Here is a 26,059-nt window from a genome sequence, read left to right as displayed (position 1 = left end):
TATGGCTTGATAAAAAAGAATACAATCTCGGAGATATTGAGATAGAATCAGCTCAAGAAAATGTATCTGTTTCAATAATAGAGTGGAAATTTAAGACGCCACGGGAAATTCATTACTGTGATGAAAATGGGTTTTCACTTTTCAACGAAAGCGCAGGGAAACTTGTTAGATCATATGGTGTTGATTTCACAGTATATATAAAGTCCCCGTTCATCAAGAGAAAATTTGAAGAAAATGTTCTTTCGCTTGGTAGCTTAGAATCTGGTATTAAAGAGTTAAAAGATAAAGTCATTGATCTTTGTAAAAAACATTTCGTCAACAAGGAGTTCTTACAAAAAACAAAAATAGTGGATGAGTGGAAAGAGCAAAATATTTATCCATATGAACGCACACCGCAACCCGGAAGTATAGAGGAAGCAGAACAAAAAGTATTTAATATTTTAGCTGTAAATGTTGAAAGCTATTTAACGTCTTTTAGCAAGTCTAACAATAACGTTAAAAAATTTACATTTAAATTACTATCTCAGGCTTTAAAAGATAATCCAAATTCCGTTAGAAAAATTCTATCTGAAGTATTAGTCATGAGTTCAGACGATCAGGATTCAATGGCTAAGTTATTAGAAAAAACAACTCTCCCTAATATTATTAAAGCATCACAAGTTGTATCAGATAGATTAAATTTCTTAACTGGACTGGAACAACTTTTATTTGATGATAAAACAAAAAAGAAGCTGTTAGAAAGAGATCAACTTCATAAACTTCTAGAAAACGAAGCATGGCTATTTAGAGAGGATTTCAACTTATCTCGCAGCGAAAACACCCTTAATCAAGTGCTACAATATCATGCTGATAAAATGGGTATCATTTATGATCCAGAGCAACCTGTTGTAAGAGAAGATGGTACGACAGGTAGGGTTGATTTACTACTTAGTAAAGCACGTCAGCCAAGAGAAGGCGAACTTGAACACTTAGTTGTTGAATTAAAAAGACCAACAAAAAAAATAGATTTATCCGTTATAAACCAAGTGAAAAGTTATGCTTATGCTGTTAGTAATGATGGCAGATTTGATAAACAGAACACAAAATGGGTTTTTGTAGCCGTATCTAATGAGATAGATCCTTTGGTTCAGGATGAAATATCTCAAGATGATCGTCCTTATGGACTACTGTATTCCAAAGGGAACGTATCAATATGGATATATACTTGGGGTGAGTTGATAGGGCAAGCACGTTCCAGACTGATGTTTTTTAGTAACTTATTAGATATTGATATTAATCGCGATTCAGCCACAAATTACTTAAAAGAAACCTACGCCAAGTTCATTCCAACTGAAATTAACGAACTTGAAGTTTAGATTTAATAAAAATAAAAATTACTAAGTATAGTAGAAAAAATAAAAATCTTGTTAATCGCCCGGCAAAAAAAATAACTGAAATTGGGGGTGAGAAAAAATAGACAGATCTGAGCCTTACACTAAAGGAAATTACTTCGGCTCTGGGAAGCGGTAAAAATTTGGAAGACTTTGCCATCTAATCGTGTTCAAAGAATTATTTAAGCAGAGCTTGATGAATACTCTTATAAAGGAGACAATATGCCATCACCGAGAGAAGTGAATCCGCATAATTTCAAGGTATTGGAAATTATTTATGACTTAAACGGATTCTCCGTTGCATGGGGGATCTGGGAAGATGGGACTAAGCGCCTCGCTATGAGATGGAATGGAGAAGGCGAGGACAAAGGCTATCCAAAAACATTTGGTAATCCTGTATGGTTTATGCTTCCAAATGAGCTTAGTCTACCGATACTTCAATCACTGGATGCATATAACCCTTTACATCGTGGTATAGAAAAAAGTTAATCCTTCAGGACATCATTTAATGAAGCATGTTATGCATTATATGACATTAACTGTGAGACTGTAATTTAAATTGTGTAATTGCCTGTTTTTGATATGTTCTTCCTGACAATGGAGACAGGCAAATTATGGACGAAAAGAAACTTAAGGCACTGGCTGCCGAACTGGCTAAAGGCCTCAAAACCGAAGCCGATCTTAATGCGTTTTCTCGTATGCTGACCAAGCTCACCGTCGAAACGGCGTTGAATGCTGAGCTTACCGAACACCTTGGTCATGAAAAAAATGCCCCTAAAACAGGTTCGAATACCCGCAACGGTTACTCATCAAAGACGCTGCTCACTGATGATGGCGAGGTCGAACTGAATACACCCCGTGATCGCGAAAACACTTTCGAGCCTCAGTTAATCAAGAAAAATCAGACACGTATCACGCAGATGGACAGCCAGATTTTATCCTTGTATGCCAAAGGAATGACCACAAGGGAAATCGTTGCCACATTCAAGGAGATGTACGATGCCGATGTGTCACCCACGCTAATATCCAAAGTCACTGATGCCGTCAAAGAACAGGTCACCGAGTGGCAGAATCGCCCCCTCGACTCACTGTATCCCATTGTTTACCTTGACTGTATCGTGGTGAAAGTGCGTCAAAATGGTAGTGTCATCAACAAGGCCGTCTTCCTGGCTCTGGGGATTAATACCGAAGGTAAAAAAGAACTGCTGGGCATGTGGCTAGCCGAGAATGAGGGAGCAAAGTTCTGGCTCAACGTGTTGACCGAGTTGAAAAATCGGGGGCTTCAGGACATCCTGATTGCCTGCGTGGACGGCTTGAAGGGCTTCCCAGAGGCGATAAACAGCGTTTATCCGCAAACCCACATCCAGTTATGCATTATCCACATGGTGCGTAACAGCCTGAAATACGTTTCGTGGAAAGACTACAAAGCGGTGACTAGCGTGCTGAAAACGGTGTATCAGGCCCCGACAGAGGAAGCCGCCCTGATGGCATTGGATAAGTTTGCAGGTATCTGGGATGAGAAATACCCGCAAATCAGCAAAAGCTGGCGTACCCACTGGGAAAATCTCAACACGTTCTTCGGTTACCCTGCGGATATCCGCAAGGCCATTTACACGACCAACGCTATAGAATCGCTGAACAGCGTAATCCGGCAGGCGATAAAGAAACGTAAGGTGTTCCCAACAGACGACTCAGTGCGAAAAGTGATTTATCTGGCGATCCAGGCAGCATCGAAAAAATGGAGTATGCCAATCCAGAACTGGCGGTTGGCGATGAGCCGCTTTATTATCGAGTTTGGTGACCGTCTAAACGAGCACCTTTAATACGCTGGCAGTTACACAGAATTATGGACAGGCTCTTAACTGTAAAATTAACTATCGCGCCCTCTGGGGCTTGCTAAACAGTTCACCGACCTAAAAGCAAGTTTTAGGTCGGTTCACCGTTCGGACGTGAAATGATTTTATGGTCTGAATTTCTTGAGAACTCTTTCAATGTAGACTTGTCCATTTACTTTATACCGTTCAATATCGTGTGTATGTAAGGATGGAGCTTCTAACAACAAACCAAAGAGTAATTGCTTATCTACCTCACTTATATCACACTTTAAAACCTTGGCAACCTCTGCACCAAGAATTATTTTTTGTCGTGTGTTTTCTTTTTTGCTGTCTCTTTTTTCTTTTGCTTTAAGGTAATTTAACTTATTTTGTGCTCCAGCAATTTTCTGCTCAAGTGTTTTCTTAATTTCCGGCCTGCTTCTATCACTCTGAAAAACATTACCAGTTAGATAGGTGTTTTTTATTTCATCATCATTCATTCTTTTCTCCACTGATGCCTATGATTATAAGGAATATTACTTCTGAATTCATCATCTGAAAGTGCTCGTTTGATTGATTTGATCCGGGATCGGAATTGTTTTTTTCCTGTTTCTTTTTAAATTCAATTCTTATTTCGGTGATTATTTTTTCTGCTTCACTATACGCTTTTTCCAGATCGGTATAGATTCCATTATCAAGTAATCGTTTTGCTTCAAGATCGATGGCTTCATCGTTATTTTTATACATAAAACCTCCTTTTCTTTATTTCCTTAATATCAATTAGCATAATTAAAAAATTAATCAATAGTATACAAAAAAATTTTAATTATTTATCTTCAAGTCTTTTAATGGACTTTAAAATTATCTCTATAACTAACTACATTCAGAAGTGATCATGGTAAGCGCAGTAAATAGTAAGAAAGGGCCTATTGGCCCTTTCTTTGACACTTACGCGCACTCAGGAAGACTTAAAAGGTTATTAGGCTGTTCGCCATCATTTTGTGTTTTTAAGTATTTGTTACCAGAAGCGCTAACAGCAACAATCACCCACACTGAATGCCCTCCTGCATTAACATAAAACCTCCATTTCCCAGATTCTATTCCGCTTATAGCCTCTTGCTGTGTGAGCTTCCATCTGGTGCCATCAGCATTCTTACCACCTATATGAGTTATCCTTTCATGAGCACTCTGACGATTGCTTTTATTGATACATAATACTTGATGCTCGGACATTTCAGCCTCATTATAATTTCTGTATGTAATTAATAAACGTCTCATCATTCTCATTGCATCAAATTTCTTTAAGAAATGATGCACACTGAGTTTAGGTCATATCCTCACGATTTCCAGTCAACAAAAAAATAAATCACGCACTTTGTAATTTGTGCAACACAAGTGATAGCAACTACTAACTTAAAATATCTGATACTCTCCGCGTTACTTATTTTTGTTTATATGTGATTTCATTTCACCTTTCCGGTTTTCACCGTGTTTTTTGATCTTCACCTGTTAATTCTATAACGGAGAAATCATCACTAAATCTAACTGTTTTATTTATGTTTTAGTGTTTTCCGCCTTACGGCGGGATAAATTAACACTTTTTTGTCCTTCGGACGCTATCAAAACACAATCCGCGTAATATCGCGGAATACTTCGCCCGCCCATCTATATTGCGCCGCTTAATTCGGCGAATTGTTTTACAGCCATTCATATATTTAGTATTAATTAATAAAGGCAAGCCTTATACATTGCCGTTATTTTTGAGCCATTTATGGCGATAAAAAATAAAGCAATGCCCACTTACGCATTATCGCTTCGCTCTAATGCCGTGGGGTCTACCGACGGTTGCTGCCGCAGGCTAAAACCGTTTCCTTCGGAAACAAAATCAAGGTCAACGTCAACCCCGGCGTTTTCCTTACGTAAAACGAAAAGCAGCATTTAGCATTGAGGAATACTTGGATGGCGATATACAGTTTTAAAATGGAGAACATCAGAAGAGGCGAAGGTCAGTCTTCGGTTAACTCTGCTGCATATCGTCACCGTAAAGTTTTCTTCGATAACAGAACGGGTGAAGTTTGTGGCCGCAAAACAGCACATAAAAAGGACCTTGCCTTTGCGCAGATTTTTGCACCCGGACATACCCCTCCTGCCCTGATTGTTGACAGTGAAACACTCTGGAATGCTGTTGAAGCCTCAGATGCCCGTCTTGCCAAAGAGTTTAAGATTGCCCTCCCCGCTGAGCTAACACCCGAACAGAGCATTGAACTCACTGCAGCTTTTGTTCTTGAGCACTTTACCAAAAAAGGCATCATTGCAGATGTTGTTATCCACGATATCAATGGTCATAACCCGCATATCCATATCATGGGAACAACCCGTGAGATTCTTTCTACCGGCTTTGGTAAAAAGGTTCGTGAGTGGGACAAGCCTGAAGCCCTAGATAGCTGGCGTAAAGGCTGGCAGGACATCTGTAATGGGTTCCTTGACCTGTATGGTCATGATGAACGCATTGATCACCGCTCTATCAGGGTTCAGTATGAGGAAGCCCTCGAACAGGCTACGGCTGCTGCTACAAACGAGGAGAAAGCAATCTGGCTGGCTAAAGCTATTGAAACGAACCGCGATCCAATACTTCATATTCCTCGTGACCGCTGGGGAACTGTTGCAGCTCAGGAACAACGCGCTGCAGAGCAAGCCATACGTGATGAGCTGAAAAAGAAGCTGACGAAGCCTATTTTACCTTTAAAGATCTTCCATTGGACATTGTTGTTGATGTTGCCAGCTTTAGGGTTCATGCACTGGCTGAACCGGAAGAAATTGTTATCCCGGATAACACAGGCAGAGCTTCATCTACAGACTCGCAAAAACCTGTTCTGGTTGCTCCTGCGCCTCATACTCGCACTACACTGAAAACCCCATCCACTTCAACGGAAATAGCACTTAAACGCGCTCCTGTTAAAGCTAAGAAGGAGAAAGTTGAACCTCGCCAGACTGGACTCTTCAAACGCTTCACCTTACTTGTAGTAGATTATATAAGAGAGAAATTCGTCTGGTCCAAGAAGAAGCCAGCCCCTGTTTCAGTCGATGCTGAACACGATAAGCGTATAGCTGAAAACTATGTCTTCGATGAGGTTCAGGGCATCTATGTGCCACGCGCTGAGTATGAGAAACGAGCTAAGTTTAACCAAGATGACTACAAGCCAACACCGGATGACATCAGGCGTTTTCCAAGTCGTCCTGTTAAGCCAGAACTGCCAGATAGCAATCTTGACTACATACCAACACTCGCGGCAAACAGGAAAAAACCAGTGCCTAAATTAAAAATACTGGGACCTTGATTAGATTGAAAATAATTGCTATACAACATTGACCATTCTGTTTGTGCGATGGAGGACACTGACATAAACAGAAACTTGTAGTTGATGCAAGTTAACATGACTTATAGCAATATTTTTCATACTAGCGAGCGTACATAGTTGGCTCCGGAAAATAAAAAATCACAGTAGCACACGACAACCTTAATATATATTAACTCCCACATAGGCATAGAGGGATTATAATGGCCACAGCATTCTCTTCCGCACTTTATTATCCACACATTGATATAAAAAATGAGCGTTGGCTACGGAGTGCTATTTTATTTTGGGATTCAATACGAACAATTGTTCCAATCTCTCACAGAGAGCCTTATGCAAATGATTTTACTCGTTCTCTTAGTGATGAAGGAATACTACTGCCTGTTCGTGTCTCTCCAGACATGGAGGAAATAGAAGACGTAGCAGAGAAAGCTCTCAACTTTATCACGGATCCTGCTTCGGCCAATGTTATCTACGATATTGATAATTCCCCAAGAACCCTGATTCATAATGACAAGATACCAAGAGAACTACTTCGATTAGCAAGAATACACCCTGAAAAATTTGCATATAGTATTATGGATGACCTTCAGCAAGGGCTTGGCGATGATGGATGGCTTCACGTTGAACCCGTCTTTGCCAAATTTTATATGACGTTGCTTGCAACTCAGTTATCAGAACGATTAGGCCTAAGCTTAATAACTGAATCTTCTTCTGCAGATCAACTAGCGATCTCGGTACGCAAAGGTAAACCAACCAGTAATCCCACCAGACAGAGGGGACGCCACTTCGATGCATCTGGTCCAAGACGAGTATTACCACAAGAACTTACTCAAAGCTTGCTAGTTGATCTCATGCTTCAAGGTATATCTCTGCCTGAAAATTTAACAGTTCAGGAGATAATAAAGTTTAAAAATGACCATATTGAAGAATTAGCTATTTTTCGTCGTGAAGTTGCTAGTCTTACCTCTGATATTCCACATGACTTACCGATAGAAGCATTGCGGCAAGCGGTATCAGATCAATATCAATCTAATGTCTTACCTGCGATGAATAGCCTCAAACAATCGTTAAAAGCCCAATGTTGGGGTGATGGACTCAGTGGATTTCTGAAAGTGTCTTGCTTCACTGCAGCGCCAACTTCTGCAGCAGTTCTTGCTGGAATCCCAAGCACAATAGCATTAGTAGCTGGAGCCGGGATATCATTAACAGCAACTGCTATTCAGTCAATTCAGCAGCGAAGAAAAATCAAAGCCGAGAGTCCATATTCGTATCTATTATCAATTGATAGTCGTTGGTAAATTATTTCATACCAATAGACCGAAAAAGTTGTAACTCCTCCGGCCTATTGGTAAATATTAAAAGTCAATCATCATAGAGTTTATGATATAAAAAATACTTATAATAATATTTAAATTCCATTTTCATTATTTCTATCAATACTGTCTCGATAACGCTGCTGCTCAACAATACTCAGATTGGGATCAGACAGAACACTCCGCCCCTTTACCGCAATATCGTAGTCAATTTGAGATTGTGTTTCATATTCTTTGTTCGGCTTAAAATAATCTGATTGTGGTGCAGATGACGACTCAGAAGAACCAGAATACGTTTTACGTCCAGCACAACCGAGATAAGCCAGTAGACAGGCAAACAGGAAGAAGAATGTCCATACTGTGTTATAGCCGTTAATCGTATATCCACGTCCATTCAAATCTGAAAACACGCCATGAAATCTGACAGCATAGACAATCAGGAATGATGAGAGGATAACAGCCCGACTTTTCCCAACAGTCAAATGCTTACGCACTAATTTTACCGTTGGTACTAGCGTGACCGCAAACAGCACTATTGCAGCCAACACCAGCCATATTGGAAACAGCCCGTATTTTTGCGTAATGTTCTGCGATGGCGTCACAAGGGACAGCACCAAGAAAGCGTTAAGTAGAAACAGTCTGATCGAAATAGATATCTTCACGTTCTTTTGAGTCTTACGGAGAAACAGCACCGGAGCCAGTGATGGTATATTTATCAGCAGCCCAGTGAAAATCACCCAAGAGATAGAGTTCATAGCTTTTTCCTGTAATTACCGAGCAGTCCAGCCGTTATTGGTTTTCACCAGAACAATTTTGGCTTCTTCTGGTTCAGATATCCCTTTCACGCCAGAGAAGGCTTTCTTATCCACCCAGCCCGGCACGCCATCGAGTTTCCACGTATAGATCACTTGCGTCATTTTAACACCATTACCTTCGCTGGGTTCAGTCCAGCTTGTAATCTCAGCAACAGTACGATGACCGACACAGGCACCATTCTCACGGTCCCAAAACTCAACTTCTTGGCCTTTATCTGTTACATCCAGAGCATCAACACTACTAAAGCCATTTGCCTGTTGTGAAACAGTGAGCAGCCCTTGTTCAGCAAGTCCTTTAAGGATTTCATCACTGGCACTGTATCCGGCAGAACGGTAGCCGCGATTAACCTTAACCGGAAAACCTTTGTTGAATACAATGTCGTTGTCCTGCAGGGAGTAGCACACCTTCGATTTTGAAATTTTCGCGTTGATAGCTTTCTCAAAATCGCTTTTTTCACCACATCCCGCCAGAACAAGAGCTGTGCCAGCAACGAGTAAAATCTTCTTCATCTTCCTATCCATCCCGATAATCAAAAATGCTGTTATGTAGAGGTAGCCTGCTGCGCACCAGTAGCCGTTACAGCTTGCTTTGACAGACATAACGAAGCAAAACCACCTGATTAACCAATTGATAGGATTCAATTATTTTTGTAGTCCGTCATATCGTTTGTAACGATCAAAAACAAAATAACGATAGATACTACCTATCGTTAAATTTACATCGATCGATAAAATCAATTAAAACACCGATCGATAAATCATTTTCAATCGTTATAATCTATCAATAAATTATTATCGATCTGTAATATCGATCATTTTCTTGCTAGAGGAATCGTTAATGAGTAAAGTAAACCAGAGGACCACCAGACAGTTTACGAGCTGATTCAAGTGGATAGAGCGTTGAACCATGAGACAAGCGGTTAATGTCGATTTATAGCTTTTAGATAGCTTTGATTAATGCAACATCAGGGAAAACCACAATGAAAGATGCCATTAGCTGATTTGATAAAAAGGTCATAGGCTTCTTTCACTATCAATTGACACAACTTTTTTGATCTCCAGCGACAATACAGCGCTGGTTCTGAACTCTTTACGCCTATTTTTAAGTTTACTGTTTATATGGAGTTAACATGAGAAAACTGTTTATCGCTGCGTTGGTGATCCTGCCTCTTACCGCTTGCACTACTTATGGCAATAAATCCCTGAAAGACGAATCCCAACAAACCGTAAAAGCCAAAATCGTTAAAGGGAAAACTACTCAGCAAGATGTTATTAAAGCATTCGGGGAGCCACAAACACGAGCTACAAATGATGGTCAGGAAATGTGGTCCTACTCCAGCATGTCGGGCGAGACTCAGATCTCGAACTATATTCCCGGTCTTGCCCTGCTGAAGAACAGCAATACGGCTCACATGAACTCGCTTGATATCTGGTTCAAGGGGAGTGTTGTTGACCGATATAGTTTCAGTCAGACTGCGAGTAAAGTTTCGCGTGGGTTGCTAGATTAATTAATAAAACACCTGTTATTTATTTTTTAAATAACAGGTGTTAATGAGCATTAATAATCATCAACAAGATTCATAACGCAACTCTTGAAATTTCACCATCATATCATAAGATATATTTTTGCATAAAGTAAGTCTTTGTATGAATTGCTGCTTTTCTGAGAAGTTATTTGATTCAAAAATAAAACGGTACTTATCATTCCCATGTGCTAACTCGTTCCTTATTGTAGCCAATTCTATGAAATCATCCAGTTCAGGAGCAGGACCAGTAATATTTTCATTTGAATTAAATCGACAAGTATGATAATCCCACATAAACAGCATGATAGCTTTTTGAGTTATTGATTTCAGATGTTTAGCATACTTATTGGATTTACCAATGACTTCGGCGAAGTGTGAGAGATAAATATCTTCCTTAAAAGGATCTCTATGATTTTATAGTAATTCAGAAATGCATCATCATAAAAATGATTAGCTTCAAACTTCAGCGCTATATTGTAAATATTAAATAAATTTTTACATTTCTTATTAGAATCGTTGTTTATTTTACTAACTGCCTTAATTAGTTTTTCTACTTCACTTTTATTATCTAAAATCTTACTTCTATCGCAAGGGTGTCTATATATCCTACTCCCACTAAAGCCTACAAGCCTTTTTACATCCCCATCGAAACAAATGTATATATTTTCACTTGCAGGTTTTATTACTAAAAATGATTGTAGGATAGTTGCTATGAGATTAAGGTTACTTATTATTTGAGCGAAGCCATTTTTCGCCGCATCAATAAATTTAAGATATGGTTTTTCATCTTCAACAGGCATCGGAGTCATAGAATATTTAAAATATATGATACTATCATATTCATTGTCTACATAACTCCTTTCCTCCAAATAAAAATCATGAAGATACAATCCCTTATTCAATTTCAAACGCTCAAATTCTAATTTAATATAATTATTTTTTATATCACACACTGCTATATTTGTCAGATTCTCTTCTTTTATTCTCTTCAAAGCTTCATGACTTATAAAACTAAAATTACTGCTTATGCAAAGTTCAGCAACAAAATCATAACTTACATCTCCTGAAGAGAGTATATTTTCTAAATCTGCAAACTCATCCGAAAGTAAACTGTTCATTTATTACCTCATGAAGATTTTATCTAACCATTAATTTAAAAATTAAAAACATGCTCAAACCATACACTGTAAAAAACAAATAAATATACTGCAAATAAATTATACAATAGATTAGTATATTATTGTGCGTATACTAAATACTTCTCTTTGATAACACAACAACGATCTTAAGCCTATCGGCAGCCTGAAACAGTGCCTCATAGAGATCGCTCTCGATCTCATACTCAAACTAACCATCCCTGAACATGACCAATTAACCATTGGTCAGATCTCGCATGTGTGCAAGGTTTATTGATTCTATAGCCATTCTAATAGCTGCACGTTTGATTCAACTGCTGGATATCCCATATCAGTGTGAAACACGATACCGCCAGATGTTTCCAGTTCAGATAAGAAGATATCTTCGGCTTTGGCCTCAAGCAGCTCCTGCAGACTAAGCGCACTCATCAGTGTGGATTCATCCGGCGCTTTAGCTTTCACCCTGCAACAATAATAGTCATCATCCAGAACACTAACGGGGCGTGTTAGGATGGTTTTGGTTTACGGCATCAGCGCTCTTACTGTTTCTTCGCTGAGTTGGCTAAGTTCAGAAATCAATTTCCTATATACATTAACCATTCTTTCCTTGTCGCAATCATCCGCTGATTCAGACAGAAAAAAGAATCGTAATCTTTAACATCGATGTTATTGTCGTTTTCAAGGGTAAGCTTTATTCCGTGTTCATTCTCTTCAACATCTTCAACTATGCAGGTCAAAAATGGTATGTTTTCATTGGCGTTAAAGAGCGTAATGATTTTAGTATTATTCATTGTTTCATTTTCCTTTTTGTTTCATTTTTAATACCATGTGTATTTTAGGAAAATCAAATTTAACTTAGGCTGTATAAATAACATTCCATACGATATTTATATATTTAGCATTCTAGCTCATCTTATTTACTCAATCACGAAACATCATCTTTGTAAATATATTTAAATATTATCCCAATCTAACGGTTCTTCTGGTGGTAAAAGAGTTGCTGCCTCAACAGTGCTACATCTTCCCATGCTTTTACTCATCATCGCTCCTTGGTGCTTTTTAGCCTGTAATCTTGCGATTAACAAATCTATATCTTCTTGGCTATTTACGTCTTCTATGACTGCCTCAATAGTTATACCTTCTTCTTTAATATTTTTATTTCTTCGGTCAGTACTGGCAACGCTTTCGGGTTGTTCTTCCATTACTTCTTTCTTTTTTATAATCTCTGAAACAAAGCGAGCACGATCACCATTGAAGACAATAGCAGGGTTTATGAAATACCAGTTTTTCTCATTGGTTTTAGCAATAATACGTTTTTCGATGAGTTCTTTGATCCCTCTGTAAAAGATAGATTCAGACAAGACAAAGTGATCTAACTTTTCCGCAAGAGACATCGCCTTTTTACAGCTCAGGTAGAAATGATCTTTGCCTATCGCATCCTGATATATTCGCAAAAATATGAAAAACACTTTATATGCTGTTTTCGTGAGATCAAAATATGCTTTTATCTGAGAGGTATAGAGTTTAATGAACTCTTCTTTATCGACCTCTTGTGTATGTACTATATTGGCAAAATAAGATTTGCTGGTATCCTTCCTTTCAATAAGTTCTGTTCCTCTTGAAACAGTCAGATTTTTCTTTCTTGTTTCAATCTTTAGTTCTGTCTCAAAACAAAAAGGGTTTAAGCCTAAATCTAAATCAACTTCTATTTCATTTATCATGTTATTCCCTCTTATTATTTTATTTATAATGAATTAAATACCATGCACAAAATAGATATCAAGCTTTTTGCATGTTTTTTTGCAAAAATATTTTAAATATCGCAAATATTCCAGTGACGATAATTTAAAGTACTGTCATTTTTAACCAAAAAAATGACATAGAAACTGACTACAGAGTCAGGAAAGCTCACCGTACAGTCAGGAATACTGACCACAGAGTCAGGAACACTGACTGTACAGTCAGTCCCGGTTTTTTGTTCAATCCCTTATACAGCAAGGGCTACAAGCCGATTTTTTCTTAATTTAATTTTGCAAGAAGTAAGAGATAATACTTAAGAGGATAAACAGAAACCGGGCGATTTTTATGATCGCCACATGGGGTTTGAACCTTAAAATGATTAACCATTTTCGGGTTGCATTTTTTATTGCAGAGCTTTCCTTTTTGTTCCATTAAAATCCTTTTTTGAAAATCACCACCATCTATGAGCTGACGCTCATGTGCTAAAGCACGGCTACGCCCTGACACTGACATTAATATATTTTACTTTCATTAGGTAGTTTCCATACTGGCTAGGAAAGTAAAAAAGATCGTATTTAGATCATTTCCTCATCCTGTTTTAAAAAAGATCCCATAACCGTGTAAAGTGTTAACTCTGTAAAACGGGCTATTTACTCTTCACTGAATGAAAAATATGCACATAAGCAGCACTTCGTGATTGTTCAAGACAATCACATTGCTGGAACAGTTTTCATCCCTGTTGATGATGGATTTATCCATTAATAATAGCGGCGTAGCCGCCAGTAAATCATACGTGAAATTAAATTCCATGTCGCAATTAACCAGCAACGATGCGTGATTGTGCGAAACAATCACTACGATGATTCCACTAATTTGACTCTTGCTCCATATTTAATAAAATATATTTATGAATATTATTATAACAAGGAAATATATGAGAAAAGTACAATTAGACAATAGCGATTTATTGGCATATTTTAATACAATCGAAGAACTCAAAAATCATCCATCAATTGAGGAATATAGAACTGGATACCGTAAGCTACGTGATGATGATGCATTTGCATATGAAATAAACAAATATAGGTCTGCACATACCACACTATGCAGACTGGATAAGAAAAGACAATCTCTTTTGGCTAGCTTTATTAGTGAGCTTAATCCTATAAGTCACTCAGCCGCTAACACCGCTGTTAAATCATCAGGAAATTTTGATTTAATTAATGAAAGAATACTTTACAGGAAAACCATCGAAGAAAAAAGTGATGCCGAGACGTACAGAGGCCGCTCTTGAGTTCCAGCGCTCTGTTGAGCTGAGGCTTGAACAGCTTTCTTCTATCTCATCAGATTTTGGAACATCAAATACAAAACGTAGGAAAATGTTTGTTTAAATAAATCAGCTGTATTAGATCAGGTTTAATCTGGTATTTACTAATTTGTTTTAGCTCACGACACATCTTCGGCACAGAGCTGAATCTAATCTGACAGGCAGTTCTGTGTTAAGAGCAGACGTTCAAACCAAGGAGCTAGTACAATCTAAACTAACGACAATAGAGTCACTATATCATTTCAATTTGAAGAACATTAGCTGCGATAAATTTACAGTCAATATCCGATGCACTCGTCGATTTACAAGTTTTAAAGTGCAGATTCACCATTGAACTACTAACAAGATTCAACTGTACACCTCGTTCAAAAAGCACTTCCATCTCATGACTATGAGATCCTTCATCTAGTGAAAACACAAATGCTTTCTTATCTATATTTTTTATAGTGATTACCATAAGATCGATTCGGCCAGCATCATATGCCTTACCCCTCCAATCGCCATTATTTAAAGCAACTTTCGGGCAAAACGATGTTGATAACACGCGATTTGTCAGAAATGACTTCACCTGCCCCCCATCTCATCTAGAGGCCATATACCTCCATGAAATAGCGCCTGACCTTCTGGAATCAGTATGCCATGCTTTGAAATCAAAGAATTTATAACTTCCAAATCTTTCGGGGGTAGTTTTCTTGATAATCAATTAGTGGTTTAGGTGTTGGGTAAGGCATACAGTCACGCCATTTTTTATACTCCATGTTTTTTTCAAGAAAATTAATAACATGATGATTAATCCTATTATCATCTTTGTTACTTGCAATTAATTTTGCAGCATCATATGCAGAATTTAATATTGAATCTATTTTTACGTTTATTTGGCAACATGCTCTCCACTCTCCTCTCGATAATAACTCATCAGTTTCTTCTTCTGTTGGATCCCTTTTTTCCCAAACTTCCAATGGAGGTGTAAATGGGTCAATCCTATCAAAGAAATAATTGTCATATTCCAAAGGCATTACCATGCTTATCTCCCGATATTTTAATAATTCAAACAGTTGTGAGAAATAATAGCAGACTGTCAGATTTGGCGATGCTCTGCCTGCCAAACCTGTCAGCTCAAGTCTCAGTTAATGCATCCAAAAATTAACGTAATATATACCAGATAAAGACTAGAGTAACTTATTTACGCTTGTCTTTTAGATTTAATCTGGGAGAATGTTATTAAAGTTTGGCAAAATGCAACCACATCACCTATTGCCCTAAGCGAGTGTAAAGCAGGCCCCCAATCTTCAGGCTCTCCTTCATAGTGATGAACTTGAAGCCATCCTCCGTCTTGCGCTGATGAATGTGTTGAATGTCTAATTTGAAAAGCAATACCATGCCTCTCTCTAGCAAAATAGACATCAAAATCAGTATCTTCTAGCCTTCCTGAAACTTTATACCCATATTCTTTACCTATTGTTCTGATTAGATTTTTTGCTAATTTGCGATCCATTTTTAAAACTCCTCATAAAGGAAAAACATAAATTTATTTCATGAAAATATAAAAAATGCTCACTATGGATTTATATTAGTATTATTTGAACTAACCTCAGAGGAAGGGATAGGGCTGTTAAACATATTTTGAACCCTCCCCCAGAAACTACTGACGACACCAGATTTTGTCGCATCATCTGACGACCAGTATGCCACCGAATGAAGAACAAAAATTAAAATAAACACAGCTACTACACTTTGGAATCCATTACCTATCCATTTGAAAATTTTCATTGCAATAGAAGAATGGCTTAATGGATATTTTTGCATTTTATTTAAAAGTTCTTTTCTTAGAGCTGTTGTAGTATCATTTTTACATTTGGTCAGTTCTTTTTTATGTGCAATATCTTTTTGTTTTAAAGCTGCTTGATGCTGATCTTTTAATAAAAGAACCTCTTTATTATGTTTTTCTATTAGTTCTGCATCTAACACTTCAGTCAAGGCTGCCATAACTCCTAGCCCTTTTGTCTTAAACTTTTCTAGTTGTCCCGTAGTTACAGAAACATTATGAAATTGTTCTAACGCTCTTTCTACTTCATCGTCCGACTTATTAGCTTCGCGGAGATCTTGTGCTAGTTTATCTTTTTCAATTTTATAGCACGTATAAGCTAAAAGTCCTTGATAGTCATTTTCATTATCAATTAACTCACGGAAAACCCACTTCTTAGAGGTCACAACTAAGTTCTCCTTAACGAAAAAAGCCCCATTGGAGGGGCTTTACTAAAAATTAATTTTATTTATAAACTGCTTCGAATGCTTCTGCAAACATTCGATTTAAATCATCGGCAGAACGCTTCTCAGAACGCTCTTTCGCGATTCTTATGGAATCAGCACTAACCCCAGAAACCGGGCTAGAAGTTCTGGACGCAACAGTAAGGGCTACAGCATAAGCTCTGTTTTTAGATGCTTTATTAGTTTTTGCCATTGCCCCTCCTAAGATAAAACTTTATTCAGATTAAATGTAACACATAACCATGAGAATTTCAATTAGTTATAATAAATTTTATATACAATATACGATAGCCATTTCCGTTAATGTGAAAATATAGCTCATTACTGCTTCAGATAAATATATCATCCGGCGATACACGATCACGCACCATTTTATCAAGCAACTACTGTAATCTCTTGACCCTCAATTTCTGAACCTTTTTATCACCAATCTCCTGATAGTATTCTTCCCGGCGTTCTGCGACAACTTGGCGGAACTTCTTCAAAAGCTGTTCCAGTGTTTTCATATCTGTCGTCGCAGCTTCAGCTTGGATTTTTTTATACATATACATCACATGAAATTCATCAATCATTTTTGGCTCCTGTTTTTATTTACTGTTTTTTAGTTAGCCCCTTGCGGGGCAACTTTTAGAACTCATTTCCTGAATCGTTCTGAATGGCACACCAACACAACAGCAATCTGCTCGAAGTTAACTTCATTAATACTCCCACTATCACCTTCTTGGGTTGTAAATCTCTCAAAGTTATTCTGAATATGGTCAATGATGTTCATAATAAATGGACTCATGAAATCAGGATCATCAAGATAATCATTTGCGTCTCCATCTCCATTTATCTCCTGAAAGAGTTTCCAGTTTGCCTCGAATGATCTTATAGCAAGATCAAGGAATAGCCGTGTACACTTATTTATTAATATAGTTTCGTTAAACATAATCAATCCTCATTTTTACATGTTTGTTTGACTTATTTTATTTAGTCCCGGAATAGGGGTAAACAGATAACTACTTTTTATAAATCAGATTAATGATCACTGATCCGTATCTTAAATCCATTTCACTGACCAGTTCGTTATTAACATAACTGTTCAACGCATCTGTCAGGTTTTCGTCATCCATTACTTCCTCGGCTGAATACCCGCATAGCGCAATGAACGTACTGACGCTTGCTTGGATGGTGAAGAGTATTTCAGGTGTTTGCTCACATAGCATACTTACTGATATTGCCATATTATCATTCATTTAAATGTTCCTTTATTGAGTTGATTATTAGCCCCTTCCGGGGCCATATACTGATCACAAAATCATTAGTTCGAGTTAAAAATAACGTTGTGCATATGTCTCAGATTCACTTTGACCTCATCGAATAAAACATCTCTGAGAGAGCCAGAGCATTTACATTCTTTTAGAAACCTATTAAATCCCTCTTTACTGTTTTCTATTACTTTATCAAACACATCATCCATGTATTCTCTGTCTTCAACCCTTTTAAAAAACCTATCGCCCATGTATTCCTTCATATTACTGATGTAAAGCTCATAACAATAAAATGACTTCACAAGGAATAATCTGGTAGAGTCATTGTAGACTTTGATTTCGTGGACTTCTGTTATTGTATTACTCATATTTATTACCTTCTTTATTTTTTATTTGATAGTCCCCTTACAGGGAATCTGTTTTATTTCGGCAAGGGGTATTATTAACAACATTTTTATTTTCTTATGTTTACATAAAGCCTCCTTAGATCATTACATGGATGATATTTGTTAAACTGCTTGTTTTCGTGATGCCTGAATAGCTCGTTCAATCCACGCATCTACCTCACTTTCAATAAAGGCGATTGCTCTTACACCTGTTTTTATCTGTGCGGGAAAGCAACCAGTTTTAATAAGCTCATATATCCATGTTTTCCCGAATCCAGTTCTGTTCATTACCTCAGGTAAACGAATAAGCTTGGGATGTTTATCTGTTTTGATTTGAACCATATTTATCTCCTGTGTTGTTCGATGAGATAATTGTATGGATTTTTCTTGTGATTTAAGAGGGACGTTCGAGATGAAGTTTTTTACGCAGATTTTTGAAAGAGAAAAAACAGGGTATGTTCAGGTTGAGTGAATGTAGGCGATATCTGCATTGCGCAACACACCGCCTCCGGGAATGTCAGTCCTCGCCGAGTTCATCAGTGATGAGATCCTGAACCTTCCAGTGTCTTCTGTCATCGTATCTGTATGTAAAATCAACAAAAGACTGATAGTGACTAAGCTTTGTCAGATACTTGACTGCCAACGGATGGTCTGTAGACTTCATTTTCTCAGCGTCACGAATGCCATCTTTAAACTCGTCCGGGTAGATAAAACTGGTCAGTTGCGGCATACCAATCCTGACCTCTTCATCCTGCGCCCAGAACAGCAAATCCATGATGGGGATAATGTTGTAATCGAGTATTTTTTTGAGATTGCTGACCCCAAAACGAAAATCTCTGGCTGGAGGCTCAGGAGCCTGTAGCTGTTCTTTCCACTCTGGAACCATGACTTTCAGGTGATTAATGATTTCTTCGGATGACGTTTCCGCCAGATTAATTTGAACCAGCATCAGCCCTTCGTTGTTTACCCCGGCTTCCTTCATATAGTGCGATACTTCCATATGAGGTAGGGGTTTTCCTTCCGGGTTTACATATTTATCGTAAGCAGCAACATAACCCGCCATCTCCCATAGCCCTTGGTGTGTGACAGGCTTGACGGCATAGCTCGAAGACAGTCTTTTTTCTGGCCCCCGAAAACATCACCAAACACGACCTTGCCTTCAATCAGCTCTTCGTAATATTTCTGATGCCTGCGAAGATTTTCAGGAGACAGCTCAGCCCGGTTTTGTTCCATACGATAGACGACAATCCTGTTCTCTATCTCTTGGAAAAGCTGTTCTACTGTCAAATTTTGCAGGACGCTGTAGTTTTCAATGTTGAACCATTTATTAACAGCGCTGGCGATCTCCGCTTTGGTCATGAGGTATCTATCCTTCTGGCTTTACTTATCGCTTTGATATGTTATGAGTAAACATATCGGATTTGGTGGCGGTAATCTATTGAACAGAACAGAGAAAAGCAGCGGGATAATCAGCCCAGACATGAAGATCGTTCAGTGAGGTTCAGCAAAGCGTGTTGTCATAACCAATTGAATATAATTGACATTTTGACGATACAAGATTAAAAATGTTGGTAAATATGATGGTAAAAAATAACGCCATTATTTAAATACTACTAATAACAGGTGATACAGATGAAGTTCGAGTCCAGTCAGGGGAGCCAAATTTTAGTTTTTATGCGTCCCGGCGAATCCTTATAAACGATTGATTCAATGAGTTAGCGTAAAAATCTTTTCCGATACGTATCTGGTTTTCCCTGCGCATCCGGCAAAATGAGTGGTCTGATTTGGGTCATTTCAGTTCGATAATGAAGTGACCACCGCATGTGTCCCTGTCCGACGCGAAAATCTGTAGTCTCAAGCCTTCTGATAAACCTTTTAAACTGACCGATTCTCACGGTCTGTCTCTGTCCGTTAATTCAGGCGGTTCGCACTTCTGGTATCTCAACCAGTGATCAAACATATCCGTTGTTTTAATCGTCCACACGGCCCCCAAGCTATACAGGTATAAAGCTATAAAGGTGATTATGACGCGATGGAATGAGGGATTCGTGCGTCGTTACTGCAAAGCTGAAGACGCATTCAGGTATTTCAGTAAATAACCTGCATGGCATTCACTCTGTTACGGCCTGTAGCGAAAACCAGCATTAATCACCTCCTTTTTTAACTCTCCCTGTTTATAAAACACAAAAGCCCGCGTAGTGACCTAGGCGGGCTATTTGCTGTTTTGCGATAAACCATTAACGCAGCGATCTGCTAGTTTTGAGTCACACTTGCATTGTTAAAGCTGCCCGCCTGGTTAACGTAGGCGTTGGCCGCCACTGAACCGTTAACGATCCCGTAGTTTTGGGTAATGGATGCATTGTTAGCATAGCCTGCTTGAACCAAATCAGCGTGGCTGTAGCCATTAGCCGCATCGCTTGGTGAATTCTGCACGACAGATGCTGTGTTATAGCCACCATATTGATCGACTTCGGTTACACCGCCCCAGTCATCCTGTTTGGTGATCGCAGAGTTGGACAGCCCAATCTGAGTGACAGTCACCCCTCCGTCCGGGTTACCATTGCCACCGCTAGAACCGGTCTGGGTCACATTCACGTAGTTACCGACCCCGGCCTGCAAGGTGGTGGCGTCATTATCATTGCCACTGGCCCCGAAGGAGCCGCCGACCGGAGATTGCGTCACAATAGTGGTATTGAATGAGCCATATTGGGTGGTGGTTGCCTCATCATTATTCCCAGTCTGGGTCACCAGAGTTGAGTTAAATGCGCCAGAATTCTGGGTTGGCGTTGCATTGTTGTTGTTACCCGTTTGGTAAATCTCTAACTGATTATAGTTCCCGCCCTGCACGGCGGAAGCTGGGGCGGTGACCTTGTTAAAGTTACCGGTTTGCACAATTTCCGTATTGTTATGGCCACCAGTCTGGGTAAATGGTGAACCCGCGGCACCCACGGCGTTGTCATGGCCCATTTGCTGCGTGACGCTGATGGAGCTATTGGTCGCCAGCTGAGTCGTGTAAGCATCGTTGGCATTGGAATTGTTTATCTGATAAATCGAGGTTGTAGAATTAGTCGCGGGGCTTGTAAGCAACCCTTGTTGGGTTACGGCATTATTACCGACACCGCTCTGTTGCACGGTGGTGGTTTCGGTTGCGGCCAATGCGCCGGCAGAGATTACGAGGCTAGCTAATGCTGTCATTTTCCAGAGATTCATAATATTACCTGCCATCAAATTTACGTTTAGTTTAAATGCTACTAAGGTCTGGTGACCTTGATAGACATTCCCGTGCCATTCTGAACAACCTTGGTAGAAAGATTGTTACCTTGCTGGATAACCGTCGCCCGATTGTAATAACCATTTTGCACAATCGAAGCGAAGTCCCCAGAACCTGTTTGTTGGATGTCAGCTTCATTACCCCACCCAACCTGACTGATAAGCGCTAGGTCATTAGAACCATATTGCTGAATATTTGCCATATTACCGCTGCCAAGCTGGTTTATTGCCGCAGTTAAACCAGCACCGCCTGCCTGGGTAATTTCCGCAGTCATGGCAGAACCCTGTTGGTTTATATATGCATTCATCCCACTGGGCTGGTGATTTAGCTCACTTGCCGCGAAATTAAGTTCTGACGAGGCAAGATCCGCTTGAGCAAATAACGTTGTAGGCATAAATATAAATATGAAGAATATTAATAACCTCATACCACCCACCTCCAAGGCTTGAATAGGCTGTGGTTAGATTTGTTAAAAAATCAGAATTACGTGCAACAAATTGCGACTTCCAGTGAATTATGTCTGTTTTCCGTAAAAAAGACTCACCTCTAATACGTATTTTAAAAATAGCTAATTCATCATGAAGTATTAGTTCTATTCATAAGCATGTATTTTTAATGCAGCTAACAATCTAATGCGTAGAGAACCAGTGGAAAAACCGCATAAATGAGCTATTATCATTATGGGTAGAAAAAACAACCTGGGGGATTTTATGACTAGTACTAAAGTAGCAACCTTTTCATTCCTTATACTATTTTCTTCGTATTCCTGGAGTGGAAACCTGGTCTACCAATTTATTAATCCTAATTTTGGCGGTAACCCATTAAACGGTCCAACGCTATTAAATGCAGCTCAAGCACAGAATAGCTACAAAGCACCCAGCTCGAGTTTCGATGGATATCAACAACCTTCGGCCCTGGATACCTTCACACAGGCGATTCAATCTCAGCTCTTGGGTAGCCTTATGGGGAATGTGAGCCAAGGCAAACCTGGCAGGTTAGTCACCCCTGACTTTGTTATTAATGTGACGAATACCGATGGTCAGTTAATGATGAATATCCTTGACCGCAAAACCAACCAGACGTCGCAGGTTGAGATCAGCGGTCTCAGCAGCTATCAATAATTTAACATCACTCGAATATTAACCCATAGCCCGCACCAGCACCGGATTTGATAAAACAAGAATTGCCGATAATTAACCTGCACCCGATACATTGCGAGTTGCAACCCGTTAAACATCAACCCATAAAGCATGACCCAAGGACGGGTCATAAATTCAAAATCACATCACCCAGTCTTGACCTGATGATTAAAACCCGCGCTTACTCTATAACTTGAATTATATATTTCCTACTCTTCATTTTTATATGAGTTAAATAGAAAAACCAGGGTAATCGATGAATACCCTGGTTAGTAATTATGTTGCAATAACCCTAATCCATTTAGGTTTTATTCGCGTTCTTCATCATTGCAGGTGTTACTACGGAGTTGGTTGAAGCGGTAGCCGGAGGAACTGTACCATTGGCAGTATTGACCTTGTTAATCGGTGGATTATCTGCCAACGCCTCATCGGACAGGGTTGTTCCATCCCGAGCTTCTGCACGGTATCGGCTGAGCACTGACGAGTTCATATCGCCTGCGTTCTGTAATGCCCACAGCTTGCGATCGATACCATCATTAATCAAATGGATAACCCCAGATTCTATCGCCGCCATCAAGCAGGTCATCACCGGTTCATTGGTCGTAAACCCGATTTCACCTTCCAGCAGACGTTGGTAATCGATAAAGCGGAAGACACCGGCCTGCACTTCATAAGAAAGAATCGTTTTACTGGTATTTACTGAAGATAGAATCTCACCGGTTTTAACATCAACTACCCGTAGATTGACTGCAATCTGATCGAGTTGATATTGCGTGCTGGCACCAATGCCAAAATACCTGGCTCCTACCCCCCTGATTTCACATTGCTTGCATAACCAATAATCGAACCTTCGATCAAGACATTGGCAGCCATCAGTGAAGGTAATTGAGCTCGGTTATTATCCGCCACGGTCCCGTTTTCCTGGGCTGCGCGGATGATCTTTCTTTCATTCAATAAATTATTCAGCCCTTGGCGTTCAAGTGGAAAGAACCAATTAGATGCTTTTAATGAAGACACCAACATAGCAGTAGCACTTTGCGGTACTGCGGTAGAAAAGTTGCTGGCTGGATAAGGTTGGAACTGGCCTGTTTCATCCTGAATATTATAGACTGAAACATAAATTTTCCCCCTGGGTGAGGGTAATGAAACCAGATCATTATAAGTAGCATCTTTGGGTAATAATGTCGGTCTGGCCGCTTCTTTAGGTGGGCTAGTAATACATCCTGATAGCAGACCAGTTAATAGTAAAAGATAGAGAATTTTCATTCGACCACCGCCTCTCTCAATTATATATCTGTGATGACAATATTCTCGACAAGCCGGAAAACCCCAGGTAACAGTAAAATACACCCATCAAATTACAAGGCGCAGTGTTATTAATCTGCAACTTTTTATTTCAGGAGTATATTAATTCCATGTTATTGTGAAAAATAACATTCACAAACTAGAACTCATCACGGGAAAGATCACCCGTTTGTAATAATGCTCTATTAATCACACGTTTCTTTAATTCTGCACTGGCTATAGCCACCGCTTGATCAACGGTGGCATCATAGTTGCGCATTGTGGGGAAAATAATCGTCTGATATAAAATATCCTGCCCAGCCCTGATTGTCATAATACTTCCCCACCTGGCACTGGGTTTTTCAGTAATGGTTAAATTAGCGGTGGGATCGATCCAGCGATCGCTAAAATCCCGGCTAAACTTTTGACCGACAGAAGTCACCGTACGGCTGGCTATCAACCCAGGGACTTCCACTTCAGCTGCTGAGGAATAAAATGCAGAAAGGCTCAGCATGATAATTATCAAGAAATAAGATTTCTTCAATTTTACCACCTGCTACCTTAGATTTTGATTTGCCCAAAAAACGGCCTGCGTACGGTTTTTTACCGATATCTTACGGAATAGATTATAGATATGTGTCTTGACAGTATTTTCACTGATAAATAGCAAGTTGGCTATTTCTATATTAGAGGCACCGAGCATGAGCTTATTGAGGATCTCCTTCTCTCGGTGAGTGAGATCCGGTGATTTGTTCCATGTGGGGCGCATAAAACTGAGCTGCTGCATAACATAACTGGAGATCTCTTTTGGGAAACAGTTCCCCCACGGCAGACATTCCTGATCCCCTCAATAAGATACTCCTCCTCAACCTCACTGTAAAAAACAGCACTTATCATCGGCCATGAAACGATATCACTATAATGATAACTGGTCGGCGTGTTGAAGAGCAGCACTTTAAAATTTCGATCGCATCTTCGCAGGCTTAGGCACCAGCGGTTCAGCTGTTTTTCTTCTATTGCCATAATATCAAGCAGTAAGAGATCGCCGTCACTGATATTTATGTCATTTATACTGTCGACTTCTTTCAGGCAAACATCAGCGTAAAGCCTTCGTTTAAGTGACTGTAACAATATGGTTGTTTGTAACGATGGTCTTGTTATAAGGAAAAAATTACTACTGGATATTTTCTCGTTGGACATAATAAACTCCAAACATCACTCTATAAACTTAAGAAGTGATTTTTCTGTGAGTAATCATCATATTTATATTACCAGCATGGACTTACAAACCCTGATAGCAAAAAAATAAAAAACACTTCAATAAAATTGATATATTTATGGAGCTACGAAATACACCAACTCAATTTAGATAATAAAAATTCCTTACACAAGCATGCTTTTTGTGTCCAAATGTAACCAAAAATGTATCATGCTGTTTTAAATAAATAATAAAATAGATAATGCGCGCTTCCATAAAGATTATTCTTATTGATTTATCTTCATCTAAACATAACACCTTGAATTTAACTGGGATTATTGCAGTAAAATCGAACTCAGAACATTATACGTATAAAATATTAGAAAATTAACTCGATAATGACAAAATTAAAATAAAACCAAATCATAATATATTATTCACAATACAATCAACTAATTGATTTAATTAGAAATAAATGCAATATCTCTTTAAATGAGAGGTCATAAAACCATAAGACCAACTTACATTAAAACCATTATTACGACTTTATTATGAGTCAAGCATTAGAAAATAATGATATCAGATGAATCCATTTTTATACGTTGAGCCATATTTATTAAGCTATTTCATCCATACCGTCTTAAGTTTGTAACATTCATCACCGATAAACGAAGGTGCGGCAGTAGTAAAATACTTCCGCCGTTTTTTGGTTGTATGGATGGCCGCTTCCCCTAAAACCTAACGCGAATAATTATTCGTAGCAGAAGGAGTATTTATGCCAGGTGCCAGAGCATATCCACTGTTATCCTTGATGTTCTTTTGCCTTTTTGGGGGCTTTGGCAACGTTAAAGCGGTTTCAT

At 39.0% G+C, this 26,059-nt stretch carries 28 protein-coding genes and 7 pseudogenes; 9 read left to right on the top strand and 26 right to left on the bottom strand.

What is annotated here, in order from left to right:
* Window positions 1–347 precede the first annotated feature (347 nt).
* From ACQ86O_RS15720 to ACQ86O_RS15710, 3 genes are all read left to right on the top strand, one after another.
* Complete coding sequence (locus ACQ86O_RS15720) at window positions 348–1,355, top strand: hypothetical protein (protein WP_431221887.1); 1,008 nt, start codon at window positions 348–350, stop codon at window positions 1,353–1,355.
* 237 nt (window positions 1,356–1,592) lie between these two features.
* Window positions 1,593–1,859 (top strand): hypothetical protein, encoded by a 267-nt coding sequence (locus ACQ86O_RS15715; RefSeq protein ID WP_427259459.1) that lies wholly within the window; start codon window positions 1,593–1,595, stop codon window positions 1,857–1,859.
* Window positions 1,860–1,984: 125 nt separating this feature from the next.
* The gene (locus tag ACQ86O_RS15710; protein WP_431221886.1) at window positions 1,985–3,193 is read left to right on the top strand and encodes an IS256 family transposase; all 1,209 of its coding nucleotides are present in this window, start codon (window positions 1,985–1,987) and stop codon (window positions 3,191–3,193) included.
* 137 nt (window positions 3,194–3,330) lie between these two features.
* Here the strand turns inward: ACQ86O_RS15710 and ACQ86O_RS15705 are convergent, their stop codons facing one another.
* The 3 genes and pseudogenes from ACQ86O_RS15705 to ACQ86O_RS15695 form a co-directional block, all read right to left on the bottom strand.
* Window positions 3,331–3,684: a conjugal transfer protein TraD gene (locus tag ACQ86O_RS15705; RefSeq protein ID WP_431221885.1), complete on the bottom strand. Its 354-nt coding sequence runs from the start codon at window positions 3,682–3,684 to the stop codon at window positions 3,331–3,333.
* Window positions 3,681–3,931, bottom strand: a pseudogene (locus ACQ86O_RS15700) (hypothetical protein). The gene ACQ86O_RS15705 and the pseudogene ACQ86O_RS15700 overlap by 4 nt, the downstream one beginning before the upstream one ends.
* Window positions 3,932–4,132: 201 nt before the next feature.
* A complete protein-coding gene (locus ACQ86O_RS15695) occupies window positions 4,133–4,417 on the bottom strand; it encodes a DUF3892 domain-containing protein (RefSeq protein WP_032667201.1) in 285 nt (94 codons plus the stop codon).
* Between the two features lie 726 nt (window positions 4,418–5,143).
* On the opposite strand from ACQ86O_RS15695, the pseudogene ACQ86O_RS15690 reads away from it, so the two are divergent.
* Together ACQ86O_RS15690 and ACQ86O_RS15685 are read left to right on the top strand one after the other, a co-directional pair.
* A pseudogene (locus tag ACQ86O_RS15690) lies at window positions 5,144–6,522 on the top strand (MobA/MobL family protein).
* 221 nt (window positions 6,523–6,743) lie between these two features.
* On the top strand, window positions 6,744–7,841 hold the full coding sequence (locus tag ACQ86O_RS15685; protein ID WP_071889551.1) for a hypothetical protein: 1,098 nt from the start codon (window positions 6,744–6,746) through the stop codon (window positions 7,839–7,841).
* Window positions 7,842–7,951: 110 nt separating this feature from the next.
* On the opposite strand, the gene ACQ86O_RS15680 is transcribed toward ACQ86O_RS15685, so the two are convergent.
* Both ACQ86O_RS15680 and ACQ86O_RS15675 read right to left on the bottom strand, forming a co-directional pair.
* Entirely contained in the window at window positions 7,952–8,611 is a 660-nt protein-coding gene (locus ACQ86O_RS15680) for a hypothetical protein (RefSeq protein ID WP_431221884.1), read from the bottom strand.
* A 15-nt stretch (window positions 8,612–8,626) separates the two neighbouring features.
* A complete protein-coding gene (locus tag ACQ86O_RS15675; RefSeq protein WP_431221883.1) occupies window positions 8,627–9,181 on the bottom strand; it encodes a membrane lipoprotein lipid attachment site-containing protein in 555 nt (184 codons plus the stop codon).
* A 620-nt stretch (window positions 9,182–9,801) separates the two neighbouring features.
* On the opposite strand from ACQ86O_RS15675, the gene ACQ86O_RS15670 reads away from it, so the two are divergent.
* Window positions 9,802–10,179 (top strand): hypothetical protein, encoded by a 378-nt coding sequence (locus tag ACQ86O_RS15670; RefSeq protein WP_431221882.1) that lies wholly within the window; start codon window positions 9,802–9,804, stop codon window positions 10,177–10,179.
* 60 nt (window positions 10,180–10,239) lie between these two features.
* Here ACQ86O_RS15670 and ACQ86O_RS15665 read toward each other — a convergent pair whose 3' ends face one another.
* The 6 genes from ACQ86O_RS15665 to ACQ86O_RS15640 form a co-directional block, all read right to left on the bottom strand.
* Window positions 10,240–10,500, bottom strand: a complete 261-nt coding sequence (locus tag ACQ86O_RS15665) for a hypothetical protein (RefSeq protein WP_431221881.1) — start codon at window positions 10,498–10,500, stop codon at window positions 10,240–10,242.
* A 23-nt stretch (window positions 10,501–10,523) separates the two neighbouring features.
* On the bottom strand, window positions 10,524–11,315 hold the full coding sequence (locus ACQ86O_RS15660) for a hypothetical protein (protein ID WP_431221880.1): 792 nt from the start codon (window positions 11,313–11,315) through the stop codon (window positions 10,524–10,526).
* 297 nt (window positions 11,316–11,612) lie between these two features.
* The gene (locus ACQ86O_RS15655; protein WP_431221879.1) at window positions 11,613–11,795 is read right to left on the bottom strand and encodes a hypothetical protein; all 183 of its coding nucleotides are present in this window, start codon (window positions 11,793–11,795) and stop codon (window positions 11,613–11,615) included.
* Window positions 11,796–11,908: 113 nt separating this feature from the next.
* Window positions 11,909–12,124 carry a hypothetical protein gene (locus ACQ86O_RS15650; RefSeq protein ID WP_431221878.1) on the bottom strand — a complete coding sequence of 72 codons (216 nt, stop codon included), beginning with the start codon at window positions 12,122–12,124 and terminating at the stop codon, window positions 11,909–11,911.
* A 162-nt stretch (window positions 12,125–12,286) separates the two neighbouring features.
* A complete protein-coding gene (locus ACQ86O_RS15645; protein WP_431225745.1) occupies window positions 12,287–13,051 on the bottom strand; it encodes a hypothetical protein in 765 nt (254 codons plus the stop codon).
* A gap of 301 nt (window positions 13,052–13,352) precedes the next feature.
* Window positions 13,353–13,586: a hypothetical protein gene (locus ACQ86O_RS15640; RefSeq protein ID WP_431221877.1), complete on the bottom strand. Its 234-nt coding sequence runs from the start codon at window positions 13,584–13,586 to the stop codon at window positions 13,353–13,355.
* Between the two features lie 421 nt (window positions 13,587–14,007).
* Between ACQ86O_RS15640 and ACQ86O_RS15635 the strand changes: the two are divergent.
* Window positions 14,008–14,464 (top strand): annotated as a pseudogene (locus ACQ86O_RS15635) (DUF4756 family protein).
* Window positions 14,465–14,632: 168 nt separating this feature from the next.
* On the opposite strand, the gene ACQ86O_RS15630 reads toward ACQ86O_RS15635, so the two are convergent.
* The 10 genes and pseudogenes from ACQ86O_RS15630 to ACQ86O_RS15585 form a co-directional block, all read right to left on the bottom strand.
* Window positions 14,633–14,968: a hypothetical protein gene (locus ACQ86O_RS15630; RefSeq protein ID WP_431221876.1), complete on the bottom strand. Its 336-nt coding sequence runs from the start codon at window positions 14,966–14,968 to the stop codon at window positions 14,633–14,635.
* Between the two features lie 91 nt (window positions 14,969–15,059).
* Window positions 15,060–15,422, bottom strand: a complete 363-nt coding sequence (locus tag ACQ86O_RS15625; protein WP_431221875.1) for a hypothetical protein — start codon at window positions 15,420–15,422, stop codon at window positions 15,060–15,062.
* Window positions 15,423–15,583: 161 nt separating this feature from the next.
* On the bottom strand, window positions 15,584–15,895 hold the full coding sequence (locus ACQ86O_RS15620; RefSeq protein WP_431221874.1) for a hypothetical protein: 312 nt from the start codon (window positions 15,893–15,895) through the stop codon (window positions 15,584–15,586).
* Window positions 15,896–15,957: 62 nt separating this feature from the next.
* Window positions 15,958–16,611 (bottom strand): hypothetical protein, encoded by a 654-nt coding sequence (locus ACQ86O_RS15615; RefSeq protein WP_431221873.1) that lies wholly within the window; start codon window positions 16,609–16,611, stop codon window positions 15,958–15,960.
* A 58-nt stretch (window positions 16,612–16,669) separates the two neighbouring features.
* Complete coding sequence (locus tag ACQ86O_RS15610) at window positions 16,670–16,861, bottom strand: hypothetical protein (protein ID WP_127353480.1); 192 nt, start codon at window positions 16,859–16,861, stop codon at window positions 16,670–16,672.
* A gap of 190 nt (window positions 16,862–17,051) precedes the next feature.
* Window positions 17,052–17,240 carry a DNA-binding protein gene (locus ACQ86O_RS15605; protein WP_431221872.1) on the bottom strand — a complete coding sequence of 63 codons (189 nt, stop codon included), beginning with the start codon at window positions 17,238–17,240 and terminating at the stop codon, window positions 17,052–17,054.
* A 62-nt stretch (window positions 17,241–17,302) separates the two neighbouring features.
* Window positions 17,303–17,599 carry a hypothetical protein gene (locus ACQ86O_RS15600; protein WP_431221871.1) on the bottom strand — a complete coding sequence of 99 codons (297 nt, stop codon included), beginning with the start codon at window positions 17,597–17,599 and terminating at the stop codon, window positions 17,303–17,305.
* A gap of 70 nt (window positions 17,600–17,669) precedes the next feature.
* On the bottom strand, window positions 17,670–17,906 hold the full coding sequence (locus tag ACQ86O_RS15595) for a hypothetical protein (RefSeq protein WP_431221870.1): 237 nt from the start codon (window positions 17,904–17,906) through the stop codon (window positions 17,670–17,672).
* A 524-nt stretch (window positions 17,907–18,430) separates the two neighbouring features.
* Entirely contained in the window at window positions 18,431–18,649 is a 219-nt protein-coding gene (locus tag ACQ86O_RS15590) for a helix-turn-helix transcriptional regulator (protein WP_032737122.1), read from the bottom strand.
* 175 nt (window positions 18,650–18,824) lie between these two features.
* Window positions 18,825–19,666 (bottom strand): annotated as a pseudogene (locus tag ACQ86O_RS15585) (DUF6387 family protein).
* Between the two features lie 464 nt (window positions 19,667–20,130).
* Here ACQ86O_RS15585 and ACQ86O_RS15580 point away from each other — a divergent pair.
* Window positions 20,131–20,250, top strand: a pseudogene (locus ACQ86O_RS15580) (Arm DNA-binding domain-containing protein); the annotation flags it as partial.
* A 310-nt stretch (window positions 20,251–20,560) separates the two neighbouring features.
* On the opposite strand, the gene ACQ86O_RS15575 reads toward ACQ86O_RS15580, so the two are convergent.
* Window positions 20,561–21,502 carry a hypothetical protein gene (locus ACQ86O_RS15575; RefSeq protein ID WP_431221869.1) on the bottom strand — a complete coding sequence of 314 codons (942 nt, stop codon included), beginning with the start codon at window positions 21,500–21,502 and terminating at the stop codon, window positions 20,561–20,563.
* Window positions 21,503–21,558: 56 nt separating this feature from the next.
* Window positions 21,559–22,005, bottom strand: a complete 447-nt coding sequence (gene csgB / locus ACQ86O_RS15570) for a curli minor subunit CsgB (protein WP_431221868.1) — start codon at window positions 22,003–22,005, stop codon at window positions 21,559–21,561.
* A gap of 283 nt (window positions 22,006–22,288) precedes the next feature.
* Here csgB and csgF point away from each other — a divergent pair, with 283 nt between their 5' ends.
* Window positions 22,289–22,699: a curli production assembly/transport protein CsgF gene (gene csgF, locus ACQ86O_RS15565; protein WP_431221867.1), complete on the top strand. Its 411-nt coding sequence runs from the start codon at window positions 22,289–22,291 to the stop codon at window positions 22,697–22,699.
* Between the two features lie 478 nt (window positions 22,700–23,177).
* Here csgF and ACQ86O_RS15560 read toward each other — a convergent pair.
* The 3 genes and pseudogenes from ACQ86O_RS15560 to csgD form a co-directional block, all read right to left on the bottom strand.
* A pseudogene (locus ACQ86O_RS15560) lies at window positions 23,178–23,983 on the bottom strand (CsgG/HfaB family protein); the annotation flags it as partial.
* 178 nt (window positions 23,984–24,161) lie between these two features.
* Entirely contained in the window at window positions 24,162–24,554 is a 393-nt protein-coding gene (locus ACQ86O_RS15555) for a CsgE family curli-type amyloid fiber assembly protein (RefSeq protein WP_431221866.1), read from the bottom strand.
* A 3-nt stretch (window positions 24,555–24,557) separates the two neighbouring features.
* A pseudogene (gene csgD / locus ACQ86O_RS15550) lies at window positions 24,558–25,201 on the bottom strand (biofilm master transcriptional regulator CsgD).
* Window positions 25,202–26,059: the final 858 nt, after the last annotated feature.

It is taken from the genome of Serratia sp. L9 (assembly GCF_050632285.1).
Lineage (GTDB): Bacteria > Pseudomonadota > Gammaproteobacteria > Enterobacterales > Enterobacteriaceae > Chania.
This window is presented reverse-complemented; position numbering and strand designations above follow the sequence as displayed.